This window comes from Chryseobacterium oleae, from assembly GCF_900115055.1.
Taxonomy (GTDB): Bacteria; Bacteroidota; Bacteroidia; order Flavobacteriales; family Weeksellaceae; genus Chryseobacterium; species Chryseobacterium oleae.
This window is the reverse complement of sequence record NZ_FOVD01000010.1, coordinates 70902-87253: the sequence shown is the minus strand read 5'-3', so window position 1 is coordinate 87253 and position 16352 is coordinate 70902. Positions and strand designations below refer to the sequence as shown.

The following is a 16352-nucleotide window of genomic DNA, read 5'->3' as shown; positions in this document are numbered from 1 at the left end:
CAATATTCTCCGAATTATTTTTCATCGTACCAACTGTTTTAGAATAAAATTATGATTCCGTTAAAACATTTTCCTTCACAAAAGACTTATCTTTAAGTACTTAAAAACAAAATATTATGGACACTTTATCGCAATTCAGAGACGAGCTCGAAACAGAGTATCAGACGACCAGAAAGTTCTTTGAAGTTTATCCTGATGGTAAAAACGACTATGCTCCCCATGAGAAAAGTATGAAAATGATGCCCCTTGCCACGCATATTTCGGAAATTTTCGGATGGCCGGATACGATGCTTAAAACTTCAGATCTGGATTTTGCCAAAGGAGATTATCAGCCTAAGCATCTTTCGACAAAAGAAGACCTTCTGCAAACGCTTGATGAGAATTTTAAATCTGCTGATGAATCTCTGAAAAATGCCAAAGAAGAAGATCTCAACGAATACTGGGCTTTAAAAAATAACGGTCATGAAGTTGCCAAATGGACGAAATACGGCTCTATCCGCCATTCTTTGAACCAGATTACGCATCACAGGGCACAGCTGGGCGTTTATTACAGACTAAATAATATCGATCTTCCCGGAAGCTACGGTCCTACAGCTGATCAGCAGGGGTTTTAGAAAAACAGAATATATCTCAAACAAAAAAACCAATCTCCGCGTGAGATTGGTTTTTTCATTTATAGTCTTGTATTGTTACTTAAAGTTGAATTTTACAGTAAACATCACCTGGCTTGGACGTAGCTGATATCTTGTAAAAGTAATATTTGTGGTATTGATATCATACGTTTCGAATACTTTTTTGTTAGCAATATTCATCCATTTAAGCTCGAAATCAATTTTCTTTTTCGACCAGGTAAACTGATAGGAAACATCATAAAAACCATTACGGTATTTTTGATCAGTGGCATTGGTATTTACCTGATCCCAGTTAAATCCAATCGTATGATTTTCAACAGGGTAGAAAAACACTCCAAGATTATGTGTAAATCCGGTTCTGATAGCGCTAGAGTTGATCTTTCCTGTACTTGTTTGTTTTGTTCTGGAAATACTTGCATTATAATCCACACTCATCCAGCTAAAATAGGTGTTGTTGAATTTAACCCCGTAAGACTGGCCATTGTTGTTGTTTGTATAAGATTCATTATTCAAAAAAGCATCAGACTTTGCCGTATTGTTGCTGTAGCTCAATGAAGCATTGGTCTTAAATTTCGGAAAATATTTTCCTACTTCTGCGCTGTATCCATTATTTAAAATATGGTTATCCTGCTCTATATATTTCATGATGCTATATCCCGGTCCATTGATCGTAGGGTTTGAGATCAGGTTTCTTTTTGCATCAGAAAATCTATAACTTACATTAAAGAATAAATTATTTAATGGGTTTCTGTACTCTATTCTGGTTCCTGCGGATTTATTGTTATTCTGAGGAATCGGATTGTTGATGTCCATTGCATTAATTCCGCTTGGTGAAGTCATCAGGAATCCTGAATAAGCTGTATTTATTTCTCCAAAATTATTATTGATATTGGCACTCACGGAAGCTTTCCAGAAAGAAGCAAAAGAATACTGTGCAAAGATATTAGGTTCAAAAGTAACTTTATTTACGGTTTTTGAAACATTTCTTAGCGGATCATCTGCTTTAATGTTATTAGAATTTACAGGAACGTTGGCATACAACATCCAGGATTCACTCTTATAGTTCACCCCTAAGCTTCCGTAAGGTGTTGCTGTTGTATATTTCAGATCATTACTATATTGTGATGGAAGCACTCCTGTAGTGGTAATATTTGACAGGTCTGAAACCAGATCTGTTGTTTTAAAATTAAATCCAACTTCCGGAGTAAATGTCCATCCTTTTGATGAAAAACTAATATTGGCAGAATGGTTGGCTTCAAAAGTTTTAAGTCTTAGATTCTGACGGACAAAATCGCTACTTGCTGACGGTGTGAATCCCGGAATCCCTAAATATGATGATGGGGAAACTTCCAGATTTTGTTTATCTGTCTGATAGCTCACAAAAGATAATACATTAACCATCTTTTCTTTCCACGGAATGATTGTACTCAATGAGTTTTGAAATGATGTGGTAGGAGATTCTACCGCCTCATCTGCATGCCTGAATGAGCCATCATTCGCATCTGTTCTGTCAACAATCCCTCGGTCTGCATTCCAATATTGGGAGAAACTTGTTGTATTTTTAAAGAATCCTTTCTTGGCATTCTTTGTAAATATTAGTTCTCCTTTTGCTTTATCAGTGTAAAAATTATTAAGAATATTGGTGTAGTTAGAGCTTCCCCCGAAATAATCTGTCTGACTGTAAGACTCTCTTTCCACCGCATTATTGGTATAGTTGGCATTAGCCTTAAGCTCCCACTCTTTCTTTTTATCGATATTGGTCAGGTAGTTGGCAGATAAATAATGTACGTTGTTCATCAGATATCTTTTTACCGGAAGGTTGGGTGTGCTTGCATTCTCTACATTCAGCCAGTCATTTTGAGAAGCATTAATTCTTCGTCCTTCAAATCTGTTTCCAAAAGCTAAGATATTCCCCTCATTTTCCACCTGCTCACCCATATTATTGGTCTTGTAATTCACTACCCACTGGCTTTTCTGTCCGAAAAACATTGGGGTAAGCTTCACATTCCATAGCCACGGATCTCCAAAACCGGTTCCTACTTCTCCTCTTCCGGTCATGGTAACGGAGTTTTTCAGTTTGATATTGATGGCTGCCTGGTCGGAAGGCACTTTATCCTGTAAAATTTTTACCGGCTGGTGGTTTTCAAGAACCTCCACTTTCTGTACTGCATCTTTTGGAAGCGAGTTGTTAATTGTTCCGTAACCGCCTTCCATAAGGTCTTTCCCATTCACATAGAATTTGTTGATCGCATTTCCCTGATAAAGAATGGTTCCGTCTTTATTAACTTCGATACCCGGAATTTTTCGCATCACATCCGCAAGCGTTCGGTCATTTTTGTGGTCAAAAGCCTTCAGGTCATAGGAAATGGTATCCCCTCTTGCGGTGATCATCTTGGTTTTTAGCTGTACTTCCTTTATTTCTGTAGCTTCAGACTGCATTTTGAATGTAAGCGTCTGATCGCTGTTGCTGATCTGTTTAGTCAGGGGTTTTTGGTTGAAAGCCTTTACTTTCAGGTCTACATTGGCTTCCGGGGAAGTAAATGTGACTTTATATTCTCCTTTAGAATTCGTGATCCCATAAGCTAAAATAGCATCTTTGCCCGGCTCCTCTATGGTAACGCTGGCGCTTGGGACTGGTGATCCGTCTTCATCGGTAATTTTTCCTGATACCGTTTTCTGTGCAAAGGTGAGCACCGTGAAAAAAAGCATCAGAAATAGAGATATCTTTCTTTTCATAATTTATTATTTGCCTAATTAGTTCGTAGCTTGTGTTTTTTGTTACACTTTTTATAAAGATGTATTTTATGGATAAAGGTTAAATGAATTATCACTACAAACATAGTTATATTTTTGATATATTGACCATTTTGATAAAAAATTCTAAATAATCGTGCTTTGAACGGAACATATCAGCTTAAAAACCAATACTAATGGGTTTTAAATAGCAGTCTGTCAATTTTATCATTAAAATTCGTTTGGTATATCAATTCTTTAAAATCTTATCATTAAATTTATATCGAATCAATTCATTTTATTTTATTCCGGTGTAACGATTTTCGGGAAAATATTGTCTTATCATAGGGAATAAGCAAAGAGTTTCAATAAAAGAATAATTTTTAATATTTTTATTTAGTCTAAATAGTTAAAAGTGATTTGAATCATAGATTAAAAAAAACTTAAACACTGGTTCATATATATTTATTTAATAATTTTGTAACATAAAATTTATAGAATGGGAATTATTTTAAAGCCTATAGATGTTGTAGATGACATTACTCAGGAAGAGTTTATGGAAAAATATCTAAAGCCCAGAAGGCCCGTTGTCATTAAAAATATGGCAAGAAAATGGCCTGCTTACCAGAAGTGGACCATGGATTATGTAAAGGAAGTGGTAGGTGATGTAGAAGTTCCTCTTTACGATTCTAAAAAAGCCGATCCAGCTGCTCCCATTAACACGCCCACTACAAAAATGAAGTTCGCAGACTATATAGATCTTATTCAAAGAGAGCCTACTGATCTTAGAATTTTCTTTTTTGACCCGATAAAACACGCTAATAAACTGATGGACGATTTTATTGCTCCCAAAGAGCTTATGGGCGGTTTCCTTGATAAATATCCATCCATGTTTTTTGGTGGAAAAAGCTCTGTGACTTTCCTTCATTTTGATATTGATATGGCGCATATATTTCACACGCACTTCAACGGAAGAAAGCATGTAAAGCTGTTTGAATATAAATGGAAAGAAAGACTGTACAGACTTCCATACGCCACCTATGCACTGGAAGATTATGATATTGACAATCCTGACTTTGAGAAATATCCAGCCTTAGATGGTGTAGAAGGAATTGAATGCTTCCTGGAACACGGTGATACGCTTTTCATGCCTACCGGATGGTGGCACTGGATGAAGTATCTGGACGGAAGTTTCTCTATCTCTCTGAGGGCCTGGGACAAATCATGGGCCGTAAAAGCTCATTCTATATGGAATCTGACTGTTCAGCGTAAGTTCGATGACATTATGAAGTCCAATTTTAAAACCACTTATATGGACTGGAAAGAAAAAGCAGCCGTTAAGACCGCAGAACTGGCCTTAAAAAGAGGCTTACCGAAATAAAACAAAAAGACGTTTCAATTTGAAGCGTCTTTTTTATTGTTGAATAGTAAGAAGAAGTTCCTCCATATTTCTCGTTACTTCATTGCACGAAAAACAGGCTTCTTTTCCGTCCTGGGAAAACCATCTGCACTGAGAACGGATGGGGCAAAAGAACAGTTCTTTTTCCTTATGGATATCCAGATTCTGAACCTTTTGAGACAAAGAACATTTGGATTCTTCTGCATTCCATTGCGCGCAGCCTTTTTCAACACATTTTCCTGTAAACCGGAATCTCTGTTCAATACTGGTTTTATCCTGATTCTGATCCAGGAAATCCTCTGTGACGGTGAGCGGAGTTATGAACTGTACCTTCCCGTCTTTGTTGACCACTCCAAAAAGCTGTGCCCCAACTTTTCCTACATAACTGGGACACCTCTTTTTTGAAGTATTGGAATTAGCCTCCATAGCTTTTTATTTGAACCTGGATGTCTTTCAACTGGCTCTGAATATCAATTCCCGGTTTGAAAATAATGATTCCCCAAGGAAACCAGTCTTTAATTTTCAAAGGTCTTACCAGTCCTTTGAAGTCTCTGTGAGCTCCGAAAGCCTGGGTATTATCAATCTTTGAAAGTTCGGAAAGAACAACACTCTGAATTCCTCTGTCAATGTTTTTCAACTGCTCATCGGTAAGGTCTACGCCTTCCAGTGAAACGAAAAATTGCTTTTTAGTGGCCATAACTATAGTTTTTATTGGTTTTATAAAGCAAATTTCGGCAGAGTCAATGTTAAAGTCATGAGGAAAAACACCCTTTATGCATGCGTGAAAAGCCTGATAATTACAAATTGATTATCAGCAATCTAACCCAAATTTAAAAATTTATAATATTCTGTAAACCGGATATTGTCTGAATGTTTTTTCTTCGAAGTAGGGAGAATTTCTGTAGATCCAGTCCAATTGAGCCGTTCCGTCGTCTGCAAATTTTTTATCTGAGGATTTTTTTGCGTCAAAATCGGCTTTTAATTTTTTATCGGTCTTCAATAATTCAGAAGCGGTGTCTTCAAAAATATAGGCTGAATAGTATTCTTTCTGAGCCAAAATTCCATCAAAAAAATTCCAGTTGAAAAATGAGTCTAGTGCTTCAGGTTCAAGTGTTTCAACAAGATATTTTACACCAGGCTGATCCGTTGGAATTACATAATCTCCTGCTAAGAAAGTCTGGCTCTTTTTGGCTGTTTCCACACTTGTATCGTAATGAAGATAATGTCCTTCGTAAGGGTTTTTTACAGTTTTAAAATCTTTGATCTTATAAGACTCAACTGCTGCCGTACTGTCTTTTTTTAGAGCAGTCATCCGGATCTTATTTCTTTTCAGCTCTTCAATAACACGATATTGAGATTGTGGAACCACATAGTATTTAGGGATCGTAATATATCCAATAGGAACGGCTGTCATGAAGAGTTTGATCTTCCTGGTAAAAGGTTTATTTCTGTCGTAATACAGCCTTGGTTTTCCGGAAATATCGCTTGGTTTATAACTTCCTTCATACCCTTTGAAATCCATGGTAGAAAACTTTGTAGAATCTATTTTCCAACGGATTCCGTAATCCAATCCGGCTTTGTACTGCTTTAAGTTATCCAGACGAAGCTGTTTTACTTTTTTGTAATCTCTGTCTAAATTCTGAAGGTTCACCAGCATGTATTTGTAAGTAGCATCCACTCTTTTGTCATAAGGCTTCAGCATATGGGTTTCAGGAACCGTTCCCAAAGAATTAAACAGAGAGGTATATCCTGTAGAATATCTCGGGGAATCTTCAAAGGCCGCAAATCCTTCGTCAGGAACATCACCGTGGATGTTTACATAAGGCGTGCTTTCGTAGCCCAGCTTCTTCATCGATTCAAGGTTTTTGGCCTGATAATCATTGTAAAAGTAGGCGCCTAATGTATTTCCCAGACGTTCTTTAAAGGTAGAGATGTAGGTGAAAGTATATTGATAATCAGCTCCGTTGCTTACATGATTGTCTATAAAAACATCCGGCTGCAGCCACTGATAAATGGTCTGAAAACTTCTGGCATTCTTTGAATCTGCTTTAATGAAATCCCTGTTCAGGTCATAGTTTCTGGCATTTCCTCTGAACCCATACTGTTCCGGCCCGTTTTGATTGGCTCTGGAGAAAGAACCCCTGTTGAGCATTCCGCTCACATTATAGGCAGAAATGGCAGCCACCATAAAGTTTTGCGGCGTTTTTATCTTTCCTGCAGCAAGATCCCGCATGAGCATCATCGTGGCATCTATTCCGTCCGGCTCACCCGGGTGAATTCCGTTGTTTACAAATAAAACAGCTTTATCTTTTCTCAGGTTATCGAGATCTTTTTCAGAGAAAGGATTGTACACAACGACGTAAATGGGTTTTCCATTATCATCTTCTCCTTTTTTAAGGTATTGAATGGTATTGAAATGCCGAGCCAGATCCTGATAATAAGCATTCATTTCATCATAGGTTACCGTTTGGTTTCCGTTTCCTTTTTCAAAAGGGGTCTGAAATGAGTTTTGAGCTAAAAATAATGAGGTGCTTAGGAATATTAAGAGGTATTTCAGTTTCATTGAAGCAGTTTTTGAACTTCAAAATTACTTAATATGATTCGGGTGGGAAAGGGAAATTGTGGATTTATTGGGTTCTATTTCTTAGCGTTAATATCGCAAGGGCGCTAAGGTTTTTGATCTTGATTATGTTTTAAGGCGCAAGAAAATCAAAGATTTTCATTGGATGACATGCTGTTTGAGAATTGTGTTTATTCTATGGGCGACAGCTGTTTATGCTGAGTTTTTTTATGGATAAAAACCTTATAGGTTTTGGAAACCTATAAGGTTGGGGTATGTTGATGATTTCTGATCTATTTTCATAAGGTTTTATTTCCTATGATATCGTTATTTCGCCCCTTTTCATCGGGGTACAGGGATGGAAGCGGGTCGCTCTGCCAGAATTCTTTGGTGTTCACATCCATCATAGATAAAGCCCCTGTAAAAGCGGCTCCGGTATCCATATTCCAGATGTTGGCTTTATGGGCAGGATGTTTAATTCCGATGTCTATTGTTGGCGTATGCCCGATAAATATCTCATTGTATAAAAGCAGCCTTTTCGGGTAGAGCTGTGAGTTTCTTTCCAATTTCTTGTCCATTGCAACAGCGGTTTCCCAAAGGGTTCTGTCCCAACGGTAATTGCTGGAATAGACTTCTTTTTCAGGGCCGTGCATAGAGGAATATCCTGCATGGATAAACAGGCGGTTTTCATCATCTACATGATAGCTTTTCATCCGTTGGAAAAATTCAAGATGAAGATCCAGATCTTCCAGTGAATAGTCATTGTAATTGTCTACCGTGCTTTTTCCGCCATTGAACAGCCATACATCAGGACCTTCTCCCAGTGACAGCCAGTCTTCGCACCAGGTATCATGGTTCCCTTTGATGAAGATGCATTCATGCTTTTCTGAAAGCGCTATCAAAAACTGTATGACCTCTGAAGATTCGCTCCAGCCGTCTACATAATCTCCAAGAAAAATAAACTGATCTTCATCTGTAACTTCTGCCCGTTCAAAAACCTGCTGCAAGGCCTTAAAACCTCCGTGAATATCCCCGATTACTAATGTTCTCCCCATCTTATTTTGAAATGTATTTTGCATCCACAAAATCTGTCAGCCAGACTTTATTGGCCGAAAGATAGAAAAGAATTCCGTCTTCATGCATTTCTTTAGTTCTAATCGTCAGAATAACCGGTTTTCCGTGACGCATTCCTACTTTGGTTGCTGTTTCTTTGTCTGCACTCAGATGAACATGCTGTCTGGCTCTTTTTTCAATTCCGCTATCCAGAATAGAAGAAATATTCGATTCTGCGGTTCCGTGATAAAGGAAATCAGGTGGCTGTGCAGCTTTCAAGGCCAGATCAATATCAATGGAATGTCCCTGACTGGCTCTGATCCTGGTTTTATCTTCATTAAAAGCAAAGCGTTTTTTATTATTGGTTTCCACCACTTCTTCCAGCTCTTCAAAGCTGAAGTTCATTCTTCCTTTTGCAGATTTTGTAATGAGTTCATTCACTTCTGCCCATCCGTTTTCATCCAGTGTGAGCTGAATGGTCTCGGGCTGATGTCTCAGAATAAGGCTTAGAAATTTGCTTATTCTTTTGTTTTGTATTTCGTTCATGGTTTTTGTCTTTAATTCATTAATTTTTTCTGAAGCTTTTCACACAAAACTTCAATATCTTCTTTTCTTACCAGTTCGGAAACCCATTCTTCCGGAATATTTTCAAATCCGTAATGGATTCCCGCAAGTCCTCCTGTGATGGCTCCGGTGGTATCTGTATCTTCTCCTAAATTCACTGCTTTTAAAACGGCTTCAGCATAGGTTTCAGATTTGAGAAAACACCAAAGGGAGGCTTCTAAACTGTGCAGGACATAGCCGTTACTTTTGATTTCTTCTTCCGGATAGGTTGAAATATCATTCTTTAAAACGCGATGAAAAAGCTCTATTTCTTTAGGGTTAAATCCATTAATATCAGCGTATTCCAAAGCTTCTTTCTGCATATGCTCATAAGCTTCTTTTTTACTTTTCCCTTTAATGAGTTCTATGGCGAAAACAACATACATGAAACACGCAAAAACAGAACGGAAATGTCCGTGAGTAATGGTAGAAACTTCCTTAACCGTTTGATACAGTTTCACAATATCCTCTTCATCTTTAAGATAAAAAGCTAAGGGAAGAGTTCTCATCAAAGAGCCATTCCCATTATCTTCTTCAAAAATATTTCCTGAAAACCTTGCGCTTTCTCCTTTGATCAATCGCGCAATTGAATGTCTTGTTGTTCCTCCGATGTCAAAAAGTTTTCCGTGAGCCGTCCAGTGTCCATACTTGTTCCATTTTACAAAGCTCTGCCCGATCTTCTCCAGATCATAGCCTTTTGTGAGTACATCAGCAATACAAAGCGTTAATGAACTGTCATCACTCCATGTTCCTTTCGGCTGGTTCCAGGACATATATTCCAGATAACCGGTAACGGGGAATCTCTTTAAATCTTCCCTTTTCTTAAATTCCACCGGAACTCCAAGCGCATCACCGATACACACTCCAAAAATTCCGGCTTTGACTGCGTTTTCCATTATGCTAAATTGACAAGTTTATCAAACAGCAATTTCATTCCTTTGGTTGCCGATTCTTTCATCACTAAGGCTCTTTGTCCGTATCCGAATCCGGTTTCGTTGGGATTGATGACTACCAACAGACAGTCGTCTTTGATCTCATGGATTAGCCCTGCCGCAGGATATACCTGCAGAGAAGTTCCGATTACCACAAGAATGTCCGCTTCTTTCACTTTTTCCTGCGCCGTTTTGTACAAAGGAACATCTTCTCCAAACCACACGATAAATGGTCTTAACTGGGCGCCATCTTCCGCTTTGTCACCGATCTTGATGTCCCCTTTTTCCTCATAAATCAGGTTTTTATTGTTGCACGAGCAAGACTTGAACAGTTCTCCGTGAATATGAAGAATATTCGTAGATCCTGCTCTTTCATGCAGGTCATCTATATTTTGGGTAATGATCTGAACATCAAAATGTTTTTCCAGTTCTGCGACCAATCGATGAGCTTCATTAGGTTCAACTTCATGAAGCTGTCTTCTTCTCTGGTTGTAAAATTCCAGCACCAGCTCCCTGTCTTTTCTCCATCCTTCCGGACTGGCTACGTCCGTGATATTATGATTTTCCCAGAGACCATCTCCGTCTCTGAATGTTTTTATTCCACTTTCGGCGCTGATTCCTGCACCGCTTAATATGGTTAGTTTTTTCATTGTTTTAATCTAATAATTTTTTGTAAATCTTTTCATTGTCATCATCAAAGCAGACAAAAATAACTTTCTCAATGCTATCCGACTGAAAATTCTGTACTGTTTCTACGGCTATTTTACCAGCCAGTTCTTTGGGAAACTTATAAATTCCCGTACTGATATTTGGAAAAGCAATGGTTTTAATTCCCATACTTTCCGCCTGTTGCAAGGAATTTCTATAACAGTCTTCCAAAAGCTTTGAGCTTTTATCTTCTTCTCCGTTCCAAACAGGTCCTACTGTATGAATCACATATTTTGCCGGAAGATTTCCCGCTGATGTAACCACAGCTTCTCCGGTCTTACATTTCCCTTGTCTGTTCCTGATCTGAATACATTCTTCAAGGATCTGCTTTCCACCTGCACGATGAATAGCTCCATCTACTCCACCGCCGCCTAGCAGTGATGAATTGGCAGCGTTGATGATAGCGTCTGCTTGGATTTTTGTGATGTCTCCTTTTATTAATTCTAAATATGGTTTCATGATATGGTTTCGAACAGTTTCAGCATCTCTTCATTTTTAGTCAAGACTGCAAAAACCACTCTTTTAAATTTATTTTTATATTATTCAAAGTCATAAACATATACCTCAATATTATTTCTGACTAATATTTTTTCAATAATGGGCTCTATCACATCCCATTTTCCACCGGCTAAGCCACAGCCAATTCTCGGCATATGTACTTCTGCATTTAGTTTTAAAGCTTCAAGAGATAGTTTTTCCAAACATTTTTCTACAGCTTCGTATCTAATTGGTGGGATTCCGTTGGAGTTGGTTATAATTTTATACTGCCCAATCATATTGCAAACCCAAATACCCTTTTCAACTTGTACCATCTGGATTTCTCCAAGATCAAACCTCTTCCCGCTCTTAAACCATTCCCGATAATCTTTCTCAGGTTGTTTCCACCTCTTAGAAATTGCCAATACAAAACCTTTCCCCCAACCTCCTATATCATTACAGATATGAATGATAATCATATTTCCTTCGGATTGAGGATTGGTCGCATCTCCTTTTAAATAGTGTATCTCTTTCATTAGTTCTTCAGCTTTGAAACAAGATTATTAATTTCAGTATTTTTAGATTCCTTAAATTCATTTCCCACAAAAACTCCGATCACTTCAATATCTCCAACAATCGCATCATTAAAACCCTCCAGTTCTTCGGATGGAACCCACAATTCATTATGGTTTCTGGCACCTACATTCTGCGCCGGATATTGGTTCATGATTTCTTCCGGGACCTCAAATTTGGTGACAAAACCGAGATAATTTCCGGCTTCGTCTCTTGTGTTCCATTTTTCTGCAATTTCTGAGGCATAACTTTCATTCAACACCGGATAGAATATAGGCTGCCAATCCAGTCTTGGTGGAAATTTTTTATAACCGCTCTCTAAGATCAAAATCATTTCTTTTTCTCCAACCGGTCTGTAAAGAGGTATTGTTTTCATAGTTTTTGTTTTTTAAATAATCGCTCCTATTTTGTGAGCCAGTTCAGCCGGCAATGGATATAATTTTTCAATGGGTAATATTTTTTTTGCTTTATCATATTCTCCTGATTTGGTAAAATTGAAGATCTTTTTGACCAAAGGTGTATAATCTTCAATTTTAACGATCCATTCATTATTAAATTCTTCAATCAGATACCGGCTGATGCCTACCTGAATGGAACGATACTCCAGTTTATTCCCTTTAATATTCCTTTCCGGATCCCACTGTACATAAACCTCAGCATTCTCAAAGTCTTTTTCCCAGGTTCCGGGATCGGGATATACCCTTTTTTCAGGAGAAGTTAAAATGGCTTTGCCTAGCGCTTTTTCCCATGCTTCTCTTTTAATATGGATGGCCAGCGTACATTCCTGCCCGGATTTTTGTCCGTAATTACTCCTTTCCATCATCCAGAGAAAGGAAGGCTTGATCCACGTCATCCTGTTGAATGAAAAAGGAGCAGAAAACTTCTGATTCATCACGGCAGATTTTGCAATCTGCTCATTGTATGACTGGTAAATCACAATCGTATCTCTGGTGTAATCTGCTCTTATTTCAAATTCTTTCATCATCGTATTGGTATTCGGCTCCTTTCTGCCATTAAATATAAAACCATTATTTGGTTAAAAAAATTGGTTTAAAGTCTTTTGAAAACGGAGAATAGGATCCGTAGACTGTATCAAATTTTGTTTTTAATTTTTCTATTTTAAATGGCTCTTCGCTCTGATCAAGGCACGTAACAATCAGGTTTTTTTGAGTGGCTAAACCATAAGCGCCATCCAAAAGAAGGGCATAATTCAGCAGATCATAATCCAGTTCTCCAAAACGAAGTTCTTTCTGATAATCATTAAAGACACAGGTTTCCTCTTCATTATTCTTCAGGAGTAATTCCTTTTCACTGCTCATCCAGCCACTTCCATGACGGGTTGAATAATTTCTGGTCACATAATACATTTCAATATCCTCTATTTTCAAAAGCCTGCAGATCTCAAAAGCATTTTTTGAAGTGGTATTCGCATAAGTCACATTCGGAAATACGCCGTGATCCATATCCAGAAGAATTCCCTGACTGCCTTCAAAAATGAGGTTTTCAAATGAATTCAGATAGGTATAATCATCTATTTTCCACTCGATCTGGTTTACCGCATTTAAGAAATCATGCATCGCTTCTTCCAGCTGATCTCCATCCATAAAGCCGTAGTAATAGGCTATTCCTTTCAACTTTTCGATCAGCATTGATCTTGGAGCTATTAAATCGGCTGCAAATAGTTTGTACGGGCTTTCGTGTCTTTTCATTGTCGCTCCGATTCCTTTTCCACAGGTTCCGTGCTCAAGGTTTTTTGTATTGGTCCTGTTTTGCCAGACATCAAACGGAGTGGTGACTTTCGCCAGCGGATGAATATGCAGTTCTGTATTTCCGTTTTTCTCCATTAATTCCTTTCTTTCATTGAATAAAAATACAGGATGAATGGTACAGTGTTCCGTAAAATAAGACGGCAACCCACGCAGGGCTCCACTCGCAAAACTGGAATGAATATGCTTTTTACCATCAATCATTACCGTATGCGCTGCCTGCTGCCCTCCTGAAAACCTGATGACAACAGACTCAGGGTTTTGTTGCGCGAGAAAATCTGTAGTGATTCCCTTCCCTTCATCACCAAAACCCAAGCCTATTACTATTTGTGCCTTTTTCATGACTTAAAACATTTGAATATGATCCAATCCGCCTCCTTCTGCTGGTCTGAACGTTTCATTTTTAAACCTGCCACAGATCACTCCCTTTATAACATTCGGAATGTCTCTGTGATCAGCTATTGATAAACAGTTTTGTCCTAATAATTCCTTCCAGCCACTATCTGCTCTCATCGCTTGATCAGAATGCAGAACATTAATATGAAATACTTCATATCGTTTTTTCGCTTCTTCCAGTAACTCAAAATGTGTGTAAGTATGCTGTCCCGCTCCCATGATTTCTCTGATCGCGGATGCCGGAAGTGTTTTTAAGCAAGGCTCATCACCTACCGTAAACAAAATCCCTTTCTGGTTTCTCTTTTCAAACGCATCGGTTCTCGTATGGAAAGCGGCAAAGTACCACGCCAACAGATAACTTTCTCCTGCATTTCCACCACCACCGGATTCAATATAAGTACGCGTCAGCCACATATCCAGCTCCTCATCTCCTGATTCAAACTGCCCTGCCTGCAAAGGAAAGGCGTCACATTCATGGTCTCCAATTCCTAAAAATAAAAGTGCCGGATCCGGAACCCCTCCCTGAATAATTCCTCCCATTAATTTAGGAAGTCCTTCTTTAATCAGTTCGTGCGGAATATGTCCCATACTTCCCGTCACATCCAATCCTAAAATGATAGGAACAGAATTCGGATGTACGGAAGAATCTCTCGCCTCTCTGAAAGAAATTCCTTTGGGGTTCATAGATTCATGAGCTCTTCTTTCTGCATTCTGAGTGAAAATTTCACCTGCGGATTTAGATCCGTAACCTGCCTTTCTTGCTCTGTCAAAACGAGCATCCATATCGTATCTTGTACTTCCCATAACTAAAATGTTTTACCGAATAAATATTCAAATCTCTTTACGGCGACCTCCAGCTGAATATTTAAATTTCTGATTGTTAATGAATATTCTAAATCTTTCTGAACAAATGCTTCCGGCTGAAAATCAGCAAATGTCAAGCTGTTCCTGTCTAAAGGGCTGATATCGATGAGCCCTTCCTGCTCGCGCTCCAGCCTTTTTATTTTCAGTTCAATGTCTTCCACCCTGCGTCTGTAAATCAATTCGGAATCTGCTCCGATGGTGCGTGCACGGTCTTCTCTGATCTGGTCATTGTTTCTCTGTAATGACTCGATGAATCTCGGTTTTAGTTCGTCTTCCATCTTTTTATTATTTTGTGTTATTTTTACGCTAATTAAAAAAGGCATAGTAATGCTTATCCTTTTACAGATTATTACTTATTGGAATACATCACATCCGTTCTCAAAACGTATTTATTTCCGCTCATCAGGGTTTTCCCTTCATGTCTTACCGGATGATAAAAAACCAATGCTGATCCTTTTTTAGGAGCCACGGTGAACAGGTTTTCAAATTCAGTTTCTCCACCTTCAAAATCGTCATTCAGATATATCATGAACGTGTAAAAACTTTTTTCATTTTCATTCCGGATGTAGCTTCCGTCCCTGTGCATTTTGAACCGTTGCCCCGGAGAATATTTATAAACCCTCAACATTTCATTAAAATTCTGAAGCTTATAGTTCTCATGTTCCTGAGGAAGAAATTCTGCTGCTTTTCTGAAAAGATCTTCTGCTAAAACGTTATCAAAAACCATCAGCCGATCGTTATTTCGAATCCCTTTGCTCATCATCTGACGGCCATTCATATTGATCTTTGCTTCTTCAAATACCTTTTCCTGCGCCATTGCAATATAGTCATCACAGGCAGCGGAAGTCAGGAAATCTTCGATCAGAAAGATCTGTGGGTGAAGTTCTATCTTTTCCATGATAATATTTTGTGTTTAGTGACTGTGTTTTTACCTTCTTAATTCGTCTCGTACTTCCATCAAAGCAAATCCCAGCAGATTCTCACCATTCCAAAGTTTCGGATCAAGAGATCTGGCATCTGTTTCCAGCATTCCGATTCCCCAGATTTTGTCATAAGGACTGGCTTCTACTAAAATCTTATCATCAGTTACCAACAGAAAGTTCTGAAATTTTGGATTTTGTGAGAATTTCAAAAGATTAGCCCTCTTTACGATTTCATATTTATGTTCGTCCCAAAGTTTCGGTTCAAAATTCTTCACTTTCCTTCCTAAGCTTTTAGCTTCATTAGGTGTTTCGGATTTTAAAACTTTCTGTAAGATTTCCTGATCATTAAATAGTTTTGCTTTTCCGGCCATCATATAATGTTCGGCAGTTTTATAAAAGGTTCCGTTTTCTTCAAACTGAATGGGAAACCATTGACTGAAGCATGATTTGGTGATCTCATCTTTTACGGTGTGTCCCCAGAAGAATAGAAATTCAAGTTTTTCTTTTCTCCGAAATTTTTCAATAATATGTGGTAAGGTGTATTTCATGATTGTGTTATTCTTACACAAATGTAAAACAATATCATATCACAGCCAAAATATATTTGCGTTATTTTAACACTAAAAACATAAAACACTGATTATCAATATTAAAATTTAATTGTTTTGATTGTTTTCTTAAATACAGATGGCCCTAATGTTTTCACAAATAAAACCAATGTATAAAAACTAAA

At 38.1% G+C, this 16352-nt stretch carries 19 protein-coding genes; 2 read left to right on the top strand and 17 right to left on the bottom strand.

Annotation, left to right across the window (positions count from 1 at the left end; genetic code table 11):
- Positions 1–116 precede the first annotated feature (116 nt).
- Positions 117–614 (top strand): DinB family protein, encoded by a 498-nt coding sequence (locus BM143_RS22360; RefSeq protein WP_090027458.1) that lies wholly within the window; start codon positions 117–119, stop codon positions 612–614.
- A gap of 75 nt (positions 615–689) precedes the next feature.
- On the opposite strand, the gene BM143_RS22355 is transcribed toward BM143_RS22360, so the two are convergent.
- Positions 690–3368 carry a carboxypeptidase-like regulatory domain-containing protein gene (locus tag BM143_RS22355; protein ID WP_090027456.1) on the bottom strand — a complete coding sequence of 893 codons (2679 nt, stop codon included), beginning with the start codon at positions 3366–3368 and terminating at the stop codon, positions 690–692.
- A gap of 496 nt (positions 3369–3864) precedes the next feature.
- On the opposite strand from BM143_RS22355, the gene BM143_RS22350 reads away from it, so the two are divergent.
- On the top strand, positions 3865–4746 hold the full coding sequence (locus tag BM143_RS22350) for a cupin-like domain-containing protein (RefSeq protein ID WP_090027455.1): 882 nt from the start codon (positions 3865–3867) through the stop codon (positions 4744–4746).
- Between the two features lie 33 nt (positions 4747–4779).
- Here the strand turns inward: BM143_RS22350 and BM143_RS22345 are convergent, their stop codons facing one another.
- The 16 genes from BM143_RS22345 to BM143_RS22270 all read right to left on the bottom strand — a co-directional run bounded on the left by BM143_RS22345 (position 4780) and on the right by BM143_RS22270 (position 16167).
- A complete protein-coding gene (locus tag BM143_RS22345; RefSeq protein WP_090027453.1) occupies positions 4780–5190 on the bottom strand; it encodes a hypothetical protein in 411 nt (136 codons plus the stop codon).
- Positions 5180–5461: a hypothetical protein gene (locus BM143_RS22340; protein ID WP_047455914.1), complete on the bottom strand. Its 282-nt coding sequence runs from the start codon at positions 5459–5461 to the stop codon at positions 5180–5182. The genes BM143_RS22345 and BM143_RS22340 overlap by 11 nt, the downstream gene beginning before the upstream one ends.
- Positions 5462–5602: 141 nt before the next feature.
- The gene (locus BM143_RS22335; protein ID WP_090027451.1) at positions 5603–7327 is read right to left on the bottom strand and encodes a M14 family metallopeptidase; all 1725 of its coding nucleotides are present in this window, start codon (positions 7325–7327) and stop codon (positions 5603–5605) included.
- A 296-nt stretch (positions 7328–7623) separates the two neighbouring features.
- On the bottom strand, positions 7624–8379 hold the full coding sequence (locus tag BM143_RS22330; protein ID WP_090027561.1) for a metallophosphoesterase family protein: 756 nt from the start codon (positions 8377–8379) through the stop codon (positions 7624–7626).
- A gap of 1 nt (position 8380) precedes the next feature.
- Positions 8381–8923, bottom strand: a complete 543-nt coding sequence (locus BM143_RS22325) for an RNA 2'-phosphotransferase (protein WP_090027450.1) — start codon at positions 8921–8923, stop codon at positions 8381–8383.
- An 11-nt stretch (positions 8924–8934) separates the two neighbouring features.
- Positions 8935–9876 carry an ADP-ribosylglycohydrolase family protein gene (locus BM143_RS22320; RefSeq protein ID WP_090027447.1) on the bottom strand — a complete coding sequence of 314 codons (942 nt, stop codon included), beginning with the start codon at positions 9874–9876 and terminating at the stop codon, positions 8935–8937.
- On the bottom strand, positions 9876–10562 hold the full coding sequence (locus BM143_RS22315; RefSeq protein WP_090027446.1) for an SIR2 family NAD-dependent protein deacylase: 687 nt from the start codon (positions 10560–10562) through the stop codon (positions 9876–9878). Before BM143_RS22315 ends, BM143_RS22320 begins: the two co-directional genes overlap by 1 nt.
- Positions 10563–10566: 4 nt before the next feature.
- Positions 10567–11079 (bottom strand): O-acetyl-ADP-ribose deacetylase, encoded by a 513-nt coding sequence (locus BM143_RS22310; protein ID WP_090027444.1) that lies wholly within the window; start codon positions 11077–11079, stop codon positions 10567–10569.
- Between the two features lie 80 nt (positions 11080–11159).
- Complete coding sequence (locus BM143_RS22305; RefSeq protein WP_090027443.1) at positions 11160–11633, bottom strand: macro domain-containing protein; 474 nt, start codon at positions 11631–11633, stop codon at positions 11160–11162.
- On the bottom strand, positions 11633–12046 hold the full coding sequence (locus BM143_RS22300) for an ADP-ribosylation/crystallin J1 (RefSeq protein ID WP_090027442.1): 414 nt from the start codon (positions 12044–12046) through the stop codon (positions 11633–11635). The genes BM143_RS22305 and BM143_RS22300 overlap by 1 nt, the downstream gene beginning before the upstream one ends.
- Positions 12047–12058: 12 nt before the next feature.
- Positions 12059–12655, bottom strand: a complete 597-nt coding sequence (locus BM143_RS22295) for a DUF4291 domain-containing protein (RefSeq protein WP_090027440.1) — start codon at positions 12653–12655, stop codon at positions 12059–12061.
- 43 nt (positions 12656–12698) lie between these two features.
- The gene (locus BM143_RS22290; RefSeq protein WP_090027438.1) at positions 12699–13778 is read right to left on the bottom strand and encodes an adenylosuccinate synthetase; all 1080 of its coding nucleotides are present in this window, start codon (positions 13776–13778) and stop codon (positions 12699–12701) included.
- A 3-nt stretch (positions 13779–13781) separates the two neighbouring features.
- A complete protein-coding gene (locus tag BM143_RS22285; protein ID WP_090027436.1) occupies positions 13782–14636 on the bottom strand; it encodes a hypothetical protein in 855 nt (284 codons plus the stop codon).
- A 2-nt stretch (positions 14637–14638) separates the two neighbouring features.
- A complete protein-coding gene (locus BM143_RS22280; RefSeq protein WP_072925029.1) occupies positions 14639–14974 on the bottom strand; it encodes a hypothetical protein in 336 nt (111 codons plus the stop codon).
- Between the two features lie 71 nt (positions 14975–15045).
- Positions 15046–15594 (bottom strand): prolyl hydroxylase family protein, encoded by a 549-nt coding sequence (locus tag BM143_RS22275; RefSeq protein ID WP_090027434.1) that lies wholly within the window; start codon positions 15592–15594, stop codon positions 15046–15048.
- A gap of 30 nt (positions 15595–15624) precedes the next feature.
- Positions 15625–16167: an NADAR family protein gene (locus tag BM143_RS22270; protein WP_090027431.1), complete on the bottom strand. Its 543-nt coding sequence runs from the start codon at positions 16165–16167 to the stop codon at positions 15625–15627.
- Positions 16168–16352 lie beyond the last annotated feature (185 nt).

Bases quoted from the DNA above. Each gene is read 5' to 3' on its own strand.
- BM143_RS22270 (WP_090027431.1), bottom strand. From the start codon at position 16,167: ATGAAATACACCTTACCACATATTATTGAAAAATTTCGGAGAAAAGAA.
- BM143_RS22310 (WP_090027444.1), bottom strand. From the start codon at position 11,079: ATGAAACCATATTTAGAATTAATAAAAGGAGACATCACAAAAATCCAA.
- BM143_RS22320 (WP_090027447.1), bottom strand. From the start codon at position 9,876: ATGGAAAACGCAGTCAAAGCCGGAATTTTTGGAGTGTGTATCGGTGAT.
- BM143_RS22300 (WP_090027442.1), bottom strand. From the start codon at position 12,046: ATGAAAACAATACCTCTTTACAGACCGGTTGGAGAAAAAGAAATGATT.
- BM143_RS22290 (WP_090027438.1), bottom strand. From the start codon at position 13,778: ATGAAAAAGGCACAAATAGTAATAGGCTTGGGTTTTGGTGATGAAGGG.
- BM143_RS22355 (WP_090027456.1), bottom strand. From the start codon at position 3,368: ATGAAAAGAAAGATATCTCTATTTCTGATGCTTTTTTTCACGGTGCTC.
- BM143_RS22275 (WP_090027434.1), bottom strand. From the start codon at position 15,594: ATGGAAAAGATAGAACTTCACCCACAGATCTTTCTGATCGAAGATTTC.
- BM143_RS22325 (WP_090027450.1), bottom strand. From the start codon at position 8,923: ATGAACGAAATACAAAACAAAAGAATAAGCAAATTTCTAAGCCTTATT.
- BM143_RS22345 (WP_090027453.1), bottom strand. From the start codon at position 5,190: ATGGAGGCTAATTCCAATACTTCAAAAAAGAGGTGTCCCAGTTATGTA.
- BM143_RS22315 (WP_090027446.1), bottom strand. From the start codon at position 10,562: ATGAAAAAACTAACCATATTAAGCGGTGCAGGAATCAGCGCCGAAAGT.
- BM143_RS22350 (WP_090027455.1), top strand. From the start codon at position 3,865: ATGGGAATTATTTTAAAGCCTATAGATGTTGTAGATGACATTACTCAG.
- BM143_RS22360 (WP_090027458.1), top strand. From the start codon at position 117: ATGGACACTTTATCGCAATTCAGAGACGAGCTCGAAACAGAGTATCAG.
- BM143_RS22340 (WP_047455914.1), bottom strand. From the start codon at position 5,461: ATGGCCACTAAAAAGCAATTTTTCGTTTCACTGGAAGGCGTAGACCTT.
- BM143_RS22335 (WP_090027451.1), bottom strand. From the start codon at position 7,327: ATGAAACTGAAATACCTCTTAATATTCCTAAGCACCTCATTATTTTTA.
- BM143_RS22295 (WP_090027440.1), bottom strand. From the start codon at position 12,655: ATGATGAAAGAATTTGAAATAAGAGCAGATTACACCAGAGATACGATT.
- BM143_RS22330 (WP_090027561.1), bottom strand. From the start codon at position 8,379: ATGGGGAGAACATTAGTAATCGGGGATATTCACGGAGGTTTTAAGGCC.
- BM143_RS22280 (WP_072925029.1), bottom strand. From the start codon at position 14,974: ATGGAAGACGAACTAAAACCGAGATTCATCGAGTCATTACAGAGAAAC.
- BM143_RS22285 (WP_090027436.1), bottom strand. From the start codon at position 14,636: ATGGGAAGTACAAGATACGATATGGATGCTCGTTTTGACAGAGCAAGA.
- BM143_RS22305 (WP_090027443.1), bottom strand. From the start codon at position 11,633: ATGAAAGAGATACACTATTTAAAAGGAGATGCGACCAATCCTCAATCC.